The organism is Modestobacter caceresii, assembly GCF_000761485.1.
Classification (GTDB): Bacteria; Actinomycetota; Actinomycetes; order Mycobacteriales; family Geodermatophilaceae; genus Modestobacter; species Modestobacter caceresii.
In genome coordinates, this window is the sequence record NZ_JPMX01000038.1 from 37,225 (window position 1) to 46,717 (window position 9,493).

Here is a 9,493-nt window from a genome sequence, read left to right on the forward strand (position 1 = left end):
ACGGGATCGTCGGGACCTCGATCTCGCCGTCGATGATCTGCTGGCGGTACTCGTCGATCTGGGTCTGGATGTCGTCGATCTGCCCACCGGAGGTGGACAGGCCCACGCCGTCGGTCGACAGGTCGTTGATGATGTCCTGGCCGCCCTCGACCGCGCCCTCGGAGTAGTCGGTGATGAACGACTCCACCGCGTTGTCGACCCGCTTCAGCATCGACGTCATGATCACCGCCTGCAGGGCCGGGTCACCGACCGTCTCGTACTGGTCGGAGTCGACGCCGATCGCCCGGCCGCCGGAGGCGGCAGCCGCCTCGAAGACGCCCTGACCGGAGCCGCCGGCCGCGTGGTAGACGATGTCGGCGCCGGCGTCGAACATGCCCTGGGCGACGATCTGCCCGCGGGCCGGGTCGCCGAAGCCGGAGAAGTCACCGGCCGGGGAGATGTACTGGGTGTCGATGATGATGTCCGGCTTGACCGCCTGGGCACCCGCGACGTAGCCGGCCTCGAACTTCTGGATCAGCGGGTTCTCCACACCGCCGACGAAGCCGATGTGGCCGGTCTCGGACTTCAGCGCGGCGGCCGCACCGGCGAGGAAGGACCCCTCCTCCTCGGCGAAGAGCAGGCCGGTCAGGTTGTCGGCCCCCATCTCGGCCACCGACGAGTCGACGACGGCGAAGGTGGTCTCGGGGTACTCGGCGGCGATGTCGCCGATGATCTCGCCGTAGGCGAAGCCCACCCCGATCACCGGGTCGTAGCCCTGCTCGGCCAGCTGGGTGAGCAGCTCGGCGCGGTCGGAACCGTCGTCGTTGGGCGAGAGCTCCTGGACCTCGCCGCCCATCTCCTCGATGGCGGCCTCGACCCCGGCGTAGGCCGAGTCGTTGAACGACTTGTCGCCGCGACCGCCGGTGTCGTAGGCGAGCCCGACCATCAGCTCCTCGCCGGAGGCGCTGCCGCCGCCGCCGTCGCCGGAACCGGTGTCGGTCTCGTCACTCGCGCAGGCCGCCAGGGCCATGCTGCCGGCCAGCAGCAGAGCTGCGGCCTTCATCCCACGCACTCGGCGCAAGACGGTCTCCTCTCTGAGAGGGCTCCTCCGGCCAGTGGTCGGACGGAGCCCCGGTGCGGTGTGTTCCAGGCCTGCTCCGCCGTCCGGCTCACACGTACCGGCTCACGGGTACGAGGCGCTTCCGACGGCGACGTGCGCACGCTAACCGCGGCTCGGGCGCCGGAGACCCCCAGGCGAACGGATAGAGACCCGATCGTTGCCAAGGGGCAACACCCGGCACACACGACGGGCCCTCCGGGAGACCTCCGGCACACCGTCGACCGCCACTGTTCGATCGGGCAGGCCACCGCGGGTTAGCGTCGGGCATGCGCCGACCCCTGCCGCTGCGCCGGCTGACCGCCGTGCTGCTCGTGGCCGGGCTGTGGGTGATCGGGTTCCTGCTGGCCCCCACCGGCCCGGCCCTGGCCGAGAGCTCCCGGCCCACCGTCGACCCCTCGGCGCCGACCCCGACCAGCCCGCACCCGGACGGGCCGCCACAGGGCAGCGCCCCCGACGGCAGCACCGTCGGCGGCGAGCGCCTGGACACCCGCGGCCTGGTGACGGTCGCCGGTGCACCGCCCCTCCCCGAGGGCATCGACGCCCGCGGCTGGCTGGTCGCCGACGCCGGCACCGGTGCGGTGCTGGGCGCGCGGGACCCACACGGCCGGTACTACCCGGCCAGCACCCTCAAGGCCCTGACGTTGCTCACCCTGGTGCCCGTCCTGGACCCCGCGCTGGTCGTCGAGGGCACCGTCGAGGACGAGGCGATCGAGGGCAGCCGGGTGGGTCTGGTGCGTGGTGGCCAGTACCCGGTCGACCTGCTCTTCCGCGCCCTGGTCATGCAGTCGGGCAACGACGTGGCCAACGCCCTCGCCCGGGCCGCCGGCGGGGTGGGGGCGACCCTGGCCGCGATGAACGAGACGGCGGCCCATCTCGGCGCCCACGACACCGTGGCCGGGACGCCCTCCGGGCTCGACGTGGCCGGGCAGTCGTCCTCGCCCTACGACCTCGCGCTGATCCTGCGTCAGCTCGTCACCGACCCGTACGGCCTGGACCTGCTGCAGACCCGCACCGCACAGATGCCGACCGTCGGGACCTACGAGGGCTACCAGATCCAGAACCAGAACACCCTGCTCAGCAGCTACCCGGGCACCCTCGCCGGGAAGACGGGGTTCACCGACGCGGCCCGGCACACCTTCGTGGTGGCCGCCGAGCGCGACGGCCGGCGCCTGGTGGTCAGCGTCATGCAGGCCGAGCGACGCCCGGTGCACGAGCTGGAGCAGGCCCGGCGGCTGCTGGACTGGGGCTTCGCCGTCCCGGCCGACGCCGAGCCCGTCGGCCGGCTGGTCGAGCCGGGTGAGGTCGCCGCCGCGATGGAGGCCGCGGAGGCCGCCGAGCAGATGGCGGCCGAGAAGACGGCGGCGATGGCGGCGGTCCCTGCCGGGACGGCGGCCGCCACCCCGGACACCCGAGCCGGCACGGGCTCCGTGGCAGCTCCCGGCTCCGCGACGAGCACCGCACCCCTCGTGCCCGCCGGGCTGGCGGCCGGCGCACTGGTCATCGTGGCGGCCACGGTCATCGGCCGGCGTCGGGCGGTGCGTCGGGTCGCAGCGCCCGAGTCCGCCCCCGCTCTGCACGACGGGCGATGAGCCGCGGCAGCACCCGGCCCGCGGTCACGCCGACGACCGCGCCGGCCCCCAGGAGCGCGACGGCGAGCCGACCCGGGGACGGGCTCGCCGCCCGCTCGTCGACCCGCGCGATGTCCGGCAGCGGCGTCGGCCCCGGTGGTCCGTGCGGGACGCGCGTGTCGGCGTGCTCGATGGCGGGGAGCGTCGCCGTCCAGCACGCGGTGAAGAACGCGAACCGGCAGACCACGTTGATCCAGACGATCAGGCCGACCAGACCGCCGAACGTCGAGGCGGTCACGTTGCCCCCGATGGCCGTCAGGTAGAGACCGCCGACCAGCTTCAGCGCCTCGAAGCCCACGGCGCCGAAGAACGCGCCGGGCATCAACTGCCGGTAGCCGAACGGGGTGCCCGGCACCCCCCTGAGCAGCCACAGGAACAGCAGGACGTCCCCGGCCACGGCCAGCACGATCGGCAGCGCACGGGCGAGCAGGAAGAAGCCGGGCGCCTCGTTGACATCGGTCAGGCCGAACACCCGGCCGGCGATGTTCGACGCACCGGTGGTGAGCGCGATGCTGAGCGCTCCCGCGACGCCGAACCAGAACAGCGACAGCAGGTCCCTGGCCCGGTCGGCCAGGAACTGCGGCGGGTCCGCCCGACCCCGCCAGACGATGTCCATGCCGATGCGCAGCTTGTCCATGGCGGCCAACCCGATGAAGACCACGCCGAACAGGCCGACCACACCGAAGGTGGTGGCGCTGTCGACGGCCGTGGTGACGGTGTCCGCCAGGCTGTCCCCCGTCTCCCCGGGCACCGCGTCCCGGAGGGCCTCGAGGAGCTGGTCCTGCAGCAGCGGGTTGCCCCGCAGGACCAGCCCGGCGACCGCCACGAGCAGCAGGGTCACCGGCGCCAGGGCGAGGAAGACGTAGTACGTCACCCCGGAGGCCATCAACGTGGCGTGCACCCGGATGTAGCGCCGGCCGGCGCGGACCAGGTGGTCCAGCCAGGAGCGCCGGGCCCGCTGGCGCCGCAGGGACCGCTTCGCCGCACCGGCCGCACGGCTGACGGGGTTGGTCACCGGAGCCAGTCTGGGTGTCGCCCAGTGACTCCGCGCGGCAGCGGGCAGGGCCCGCCGCTGCCGCTGGTCAGTGCGGCGGACCGGACAGCGGGTACTCGCGAGAGACGGCCCACGCCCCACCGGGCAGCTGCTCGAACTCGGTGAAGCTGCCGACCCGGAACTCCGCGTGCACGTCGGCCAGGCCGGCGTAGGCCATGTCCAGCATGTCGGCGGGCACGTCGTGAGCCACGGTGACGTGCGGGTGGTACGGGAAGCTCAACGGCCGGGCCAGCGGCCCGGTCCGGACGTCGGTCGCGATCAGCTCGCAGTCGGCGATGCCCAGCGCGACCGCCACGAACACCACCTCCGAGATCGGGCGGAAGGTGCCCGTGCCCGACAGGTGCATGTCGAACGGGGGGTGCTGGGCGGCCACCCGGGAGAGGTGCTCGGTGATCGCCGGGCGGGTGCCGGTCGGCACCTCGGTGGGCGGCAGCAGCGTCACGTGCGGAGGCACCAGGGTGGCCTGCGGGTCACCGCACTTGCCCCGCCACTCGACCAGCAGCTGCGCCCAGGGCTCGGGGACCGACACCACGACGCCGAGGACGGCGGTGTCCGGCGACGACTCCGAACCGGCGTCGAGCCGGTGCACGAAGGTGTCGTCGGCGCGGAGCGGCCGGTCCCTCACGTCGGTGCCCCGACGGCGGGCAGGAAGCCGACCCGCTCGTAGACCGTCGCCAGCGTGCGGGCCGCGACCTCACGGGCCCCGGCGGCCCCGGCGGCGAGCACCCGCTCCAGCTCGGCGGGGTCGGCCAGGAGCTCGGCGGTGCGCTGCTGGATCGGGGTCAGCGCGTCGGTGACGACCTCGGCGAGCTCCTTCTTCAGGTCGCCGTAGCCACGACCGGCGAAGTGCTCCTCCAGCTCGGCGGTGCTCTGCCCGGACAGCGCCGAGTGGATGGCCAGCAGGTTGGTCACCCCGGGCTTGGCCACCGGGTCGGCGACCACCTCGCGGCCGGTGTCGGTGACCGCCGAGCGGATCCGCTTCGCGGTCACCTTCGGGTCGTCCAGCAGGTTCACACACCCCGCCGGCGGGAGGCTCTTGCTCATCTTCTTGTCCGGCGACTGCAGGTCCAGCACCTTGGCCGCACCCGGCGGCACGTAGGCCTCCGGGAGGACGAAGGTGTCGCCGTACCGGCCGTTGAACCGGGTCGCCAGGTCACGGGTGAGCTCGAGGTGCTGACGCTGGTCCTCGCCCACCGGCACCCGGGCGGCCTGGTAGAGCAGGATGTCGGCGGCCTGCAGCACCGGGTAGGTGAACAGCCCGACCGACGTCGTCCCGGCGCCCTCGCGGCTGCTCTTGTCCTTGAACTGGGTCATCCGGCCGGCCTCGCCGAACCCGGTGAGGCACTGCAGCACCCAGGCCAGCTGAGCGTGCTCGGGGACGTGGCTCTGCACGAACAGCGTGCTGCGCGACGGGTCGACGCCCAACGCCAGCAACTGCGCCGCCGACACCAGCGTGCGCCGGCGCAGGACCGCCGGGTCGGGCTGCTCCGCCGTGATCGCGTGCAGGTCGACGACGCAGTAGAACGCGTCGTGGTCGTCCTGGAGGGCGACCCACTGCCGCAGTGCACCCAGGAAGTTGCCGAGGTGGAAGGAGTCCGCCGTCGGCTGGATGCCGGACAGCACGCGGGGAGCAGGCACGCCCTCCATCGAACCACGCGGCCCGGGAGCGCTCGCTCAGGCTCCGGCAGCACCCACCGGTGCGCTGGTCAGGACGTCGTCCAGCGCGGCGAGGAAGACGTCGTCCTCCTCGGGGATGCCGACGGTCACGCGGACCCCCTCACCGGCGAACGGCCGGGTGATCACCGCGCGGGCCTCGAGCGCAGCGGCGATTTCGGCGGCCCGCTCCCCCAGCGGCAGCCACACGAAGTTGGCCTGGCTGTCGGCCACCGGCAGCCCGCGCTCGCGCAGCGCACCGGTGAGCCGGGCGCGCTCGGTGGCGACGGCGGCGCAGCGCTCGCGCACCTCGGGCTCACTGGCCAGCGCCGCGACCGCCGCGGCCTGGGCGAGGGAGGAGACGCTGAACGGCACCTGGGTGCGGCGGACGGCGTCGGCCACGGCCGGGTCCTCGGCGAGCAGGTAGCCCACCCGCAGGCCGGCCAGGCCCCAGGCCTTGGAGAACGTCCGCAGCACGGCGACGTTGGGCCGACCGCGCATCAGCTCGACCCCGTCGGGGACGTCGGGGTCGGTGACGAACTCCCGGTAGGCCTCGTCCAGCACGACCAGCGTCTGCGCCGGGACGGCGTCCAGGAAGCGCTCGAGCTCCGGGCGCCGCACCGCCGTCCCGGTCGGGTTGTTCGGGTTGCAGACGAAGACCACCCGGGTCGTGTCGTCGATCGCCGCGGCCAGCCCGTCCAGGTCGTGGGTGTCCGCGGCCCCGCCGGGCGTGCCCGGGACGAGCGGCACCTGCTGGGCTCGGGCCCCGGCGACCTGGGCGAGCAGCGGGTACATCTCGAAGGAGCGCCAGGCGAACGCGATGCTCGAGCCCGGGTCGTTGTAGGCCTGGGCCAGCTGCTGGCAGACGGTGACCGCGCCGCAGCCGGTGGCCACCTGCGCCGGTTCGACGCCGTACCGCTCGGCCAGGGCCCGGGTGAGGACGACGGCGCCGTTGTCCGGGTACCGGTTCGTCTCCCCCGCGGTCGCGGCGATCGCCTGGACGACGGCCGGCAGCGGCGGGAAGGCCACCTCGTTGCTGGCGAGCTTCACGGCGCGGTCGACGCCGATCTCGCGGGCCAGGTCGGCGGGGTTGCGGCCGGGTCGGTAGACCGGCATGGCGGCCACGGCAGGGCGGGCGCTGACCACGGGCTGCTCCTCCTCGGTCGGACCGGAGGTCGTCCGGGCCACTCACTAGGGTTGCGGCATGCGCGTACTCGTCACCGGTGGGGCCGGCTACATCGGCAGCGTAGTCACGGCGGCCCTGCTCGAGGGCGGCCACGAGGTCACGGTGCTCGACGACCTGTCGACCGGCCACGAGGACGCCGTCCCCGCCGGCGCCCGCTTCGTGCAGGCCTCGCTGCACGACTCCGCGCCCGTGCTGGCCGACGTCCGGCCCGAGGCGGTGCTGCACTTCGCGGCCAAGAGCCTGGTCGCGCAGAGCCAGGTCGAGCCGGAGGTCTACTGGCACTCCAACGTCGGCGGCTCCCTGGCGCTGCTCGAGGCCATGCGCGCGGTCGACTGCCGGCGGATCGTCTTCTCCTCGACCGCGGCCACCTACGGCGAGCCCGACCAGGTGCCGATCCCCGAGGACGCCCCGACCCGGCCGACCAACACCTACGGGGCCAGCAAGCTCGCCGTCGACACGATGCTGACCTCCTACGCGGTGGCCCACTCGTTCGCCGCGGTCAGCCTGCGGTACTTCAACGTCGGCGGCGCGGCGTACGGCGTCGGCGAGCGGCACGCCACCGAGACCCACCTGATCCCGATCGCGCTGCAGGTGGCCGCGGGCACCCGGGAGGCGCTCACCGTCTTCGGCACGGACTACCCGACCCCCGACGGCACCTGCATCCGCGACTACGTCCACGTCAAGGACCTGGCCGCGGCCCACCTGCTGGCGCTGCCCGCCCCCGCACCGGGTGAGCACCGCATCTACAACCTGGGCAGCGGCACCGGCTTCTCGGTGCAGGAGATGGTCGACGCCGTCCGCAGCGTCACCGGGCACCCGCTGCCGGTCGTCGTCGGCGACCGGCGGCCCGGGGACCCGGCGCGGCTGGTGGCCAGCTCGGCCCGGATCCAGGACGAGCTCGGCTGGGCACCGCAGCACACCGACCTGCGCGAGATCGTCTCCGACGCCTGGGCGTTCGCGCAGGCACGCAGCGCCTGAGCCCCGTCGTCAGCCGGCCGTGGCTTCCGCGGCGGCGTCGCTGCCGTCGTCCTGCTGCGGTGCGGCGCTGACGCTGATCCGGGCGATCCGGCGGCCGTCGAGCTCGAGCACCGTCAGGGTGCGCTCCTCGACCGTCACGGTGTCCCCCAGGACCGGGAGACGCCCCAGCTCGGCGAGGACGTACCCGGCGACCGTCTCGTACGGGCCCTCGGGGAGGTGCAACCCCGTCGCGCCGGCGAAGTCGTCGAGGTTGAGCAGCCCGTCGACCTCGTGCGGCCCCTCGGCCGGCTCCTCGGAGTCCGGCGTGACGTCCTCGTCGTACTCGTCGTAGATGTCGCCGATGACCTCCTCGATGAGGTCCTCCAGGGTGACGATCCCGTCGGTGCCGCCGTACTCGTCGACCACGATCGCGAAGTGCCGGTTCTCCTTGCGCATCCCCGACAGGGCGGTCAGCACGCCGGCGGTCCCCGGCAGCTGCTTCACCTCGCGGGCGAGGTCGCCCACGGTCGCCGCCCGCCCGGCCGGGTGCGTGGGCAGGAAGAGGTCGCGCACGTGCACGAAGCCCACGACGTCGTCCTCGTTGCGGCCCACGACCGGGTAGCGGGACCAACTGGAGTCCGCGACCTGCTTGGCCGCGCGACTGGCGGTCATGCTGGACTCCAGGAAGTGGACCTCGGTCCGGGGGGTCATCACCTCGCGCACCTCGCGGTCGCCGGCCCGGAAGACCTCGTCGATCAGCCGGCGCTCGTCGCTGGACAGCGACTCGTGCGCGGCGACCAGGTCACGCAGCTCCTCCTGGCTGATCGACTCCCCGCTCGCCCGCGGGTCACCGCCCAGCAGGCGGACCAGCACGTTCGTGGACTTCGACAGCAGCCAGATGATCGGCCGGAACAGCTTGGCGATGGCGTTGAGCGGGGCGGCCACCACCAGCGAGAAGCCCTCGGCCCGCTGCAGGGCCAGCCGCTTGGGGGTCAGTTCGCCGACGACCAGGGACAGGTAGCTGATCGCGATGGTGACGGCGACGAAGGACAGCGGGTCGGCCACACCGGGCCGCACCCCCCAACCGATGAGGACGTCGCCGAGCGGCCCGGACAGGGTGCTGGCGCCGAACGCGGCGGAGAAGAAGCCGGCCAGCGTGACGCCGACCTGGACGGAGGCGAGGAACTGGTTGGGGTCGGCGAGCAGCTTGTTGAGCGCCTGCCCGCGCCGGCCGGTCTCGGCCAGGGCGCGGACCTGGGACTCGCGGAGGGACACCAGCGCGATCTCGGCGCCGGAGAACGCGCCGCCGACCAGCACGAAGGCGAAGACCATGACGATGTTGAGCCAGACGTCGCTCACGGGCGGCGCGTTCCTCCAGAGATGGTCTCGACGGGACTGTCCCGCGACCGACCACGGTAGTGGCTGCGCCGGCCCGCCGATCCGTGACGACCGCCGCTGCTCCCCGCCCGGGGGCCTCTTCGCCCGAGGGGCCCGGTGACCGTCCGCATGCGTCTACCCTCGCTCGGGTGACGACCTGTGCCCGGTGAGGACGGCCCCGTGCCGCGCCGCGCCTCCCCGCCGTCCCGGCTGCTGCGGGTGGTCCTGCTGCTGACCGTCGTCGCCGCGGTGGCGCTCACCGTCGCGCTGAACGGCGGCTCCCTGCCCGGGCTCGGCGACACGGCCGGCTCGTCGGACGTCGACCGCGGCGCCGCACCCCCGGCTGCCGCGACCGGCGACGCCACGACCACCAGCCGCGCGCCGGTCCCCTCCCCGGGCACCCCGGCCGAGGCGCCGGCGACGACCACCGCGGCGCCGCCCGAGTCCCCTGCGCCCTCCCCGGCAGCGGCCGGGCAGACCAGTCCGCCCGCGCCGTCGGTCCAGCCCGAGTCCGGGCGCGGGTCCCCCGTTCCGCCACC

The 9,493-nt window shown here is 73.9% G+C and carries 8 protein-coding genes and 1 pseudogene; 3 read left to right on the top strand and 6 right to left on the bottom strand.

Annotated features, from left to right (window positions below):
* A partial coding sequence (locus IN07_RS09705; RefSeq protein ID WP_231558079.1) for a BMP family lipoprotein occupies nt 1-1,051 on the bottom strand: 1,051 nt, incomplete at its 3' end.
* Between the two features lie 314 nt (nt 1,052-1,365).
* Here IN07_RS09705 and IN07_RS09710 point away from each other — a divergent pair.
* Entirely contained in the window at nt 1,366-2,688 is a 1,323-nt protein-coding gene (locus IN07_RS09710; protein WP_052091079.1) for a D-alanyl-D-alanine carboxypeptidase family protein, read from the top strand.
* Here the strand turns inward: IN07_RS09710 and IN07_RS09715 are convergent.
* The 4 genes from IN07_RS09715 to hisC form a co-directional block, all read right to left on the bottom strand.
* Complete coding sequence (locus tag IN07_RS09715) at nt 2,615-3,742, bottom strand: YihY/virulence factor BrkB family protein (RefSeq protein ID WP_052091080.1); 1,128 nt, start codon at nt 3,740-3,742, stop codon at nt 2,615-2,617. The two genes, IN07_RS09710 and IN07_RS09715, sit on opposite strands and share 74 nt — an antisense overlap.
* 67 nt (nt 3,743-3,809) lie before the next feature.
* Nucleotides 3,810-4,406, bottom strand: coding sequence for a 2'-5' RNA ligase family protein (locus IN07_RS09720; protein ID WP_052091081.1), 597 nt, complete (start codon nt 4,404-4,406; stop codon nt 3,810-3,812).
* Nucleotides 4,403-5,428: a tryptophan--tRNA ligase gene (gene trpS / locus IN07_RS09725; RefSeq protein ID WP_036335466.1), complete on the bottom strand. Its 1,026-nt coding sequence runs from the start codon at nt 5,426-5,428 to the stop codon at nt 4,403-4,405. The genes IN07_RS09720 and trpS overlap by 4 nt, the downstream gene beginning before the upstream one ends.
* Nucleotides 5,429-5,455: 27 nt before the next feature.
* Nucleotides 5,456-6,580 (bottom strand): histidinol-phosphate transaminase, encoded by a 1,125-nt coding sequence (hisC, locus tag IN07_RS09730; protein WP_036335481.1) that lies wholly within the window; start codon nt 6,578-6,580, stop codon nt 5,456-5,458.
* Between the two features lie 58 nt (nt 6,581-6,638).
* Between hisC and galE the strand changes: the two genes are divergently transcribed.
* Nucleotides 6,639-7,598, top strand: coding sequence for a UDP-glucose 4-epimerase GalE (gene galE / locus IN07_RS09735; protein WP_036335467.1), 960 nt, complete (start codon nt 6,639-6,641; stop codon nt 7,596-7,598).
* Nucleotides 7,599-7,607: 9 nt separating this feature from the next.
* On the opposite strand, the gene IN07_RS09740 is transcribed toward galE, so the two are convergent.
* Nucleotides 7,608-8,936, bottom strand: coding sequence for a hemolysin family protein (locus tag IN07_RS09740; protein ID WP_036335468.1), 1,329 nt, complete (start codon nt 8,934-8,936; stop codon nt 7,608-7,610).
* Between the two features lie 198 nt (nt 8,937-9,134).
* Between IN07_RS09740 and IN07_RS09745 the strand changes: the two are divergent.
* Nucleotides 9,135-9,493, top strand: a pseudogene (locus IN07_RS09745) (hypothetical protein); the annotation flags it as partial.

What these genes read in the sequence shown, in the direction of transcription:
- galE (WP_036335467.1), top strand. Translation starts at nt 6,639, where the DNA reads ATGCGCGTACTCGTCACCGGTGGGGCCGGCTACATCGGCAGCGTAGTC.
- IN07_RS09710 (WP_052091079.1), top strand. Translation starts at nt 1,366, where the DNA reads ATGCGCCGACCCCTGCCGCTGCGCCGGCTGACCGCCGTGCTGCTCGTG.
- trpS (WP_036335466.1), bottom strand. Translation starts at nt 5,428, where the DNA reads ATGGAGGGCGTGCCTGCTCCCCGCGTGCTGTCCGGCATCCAGCCGACG.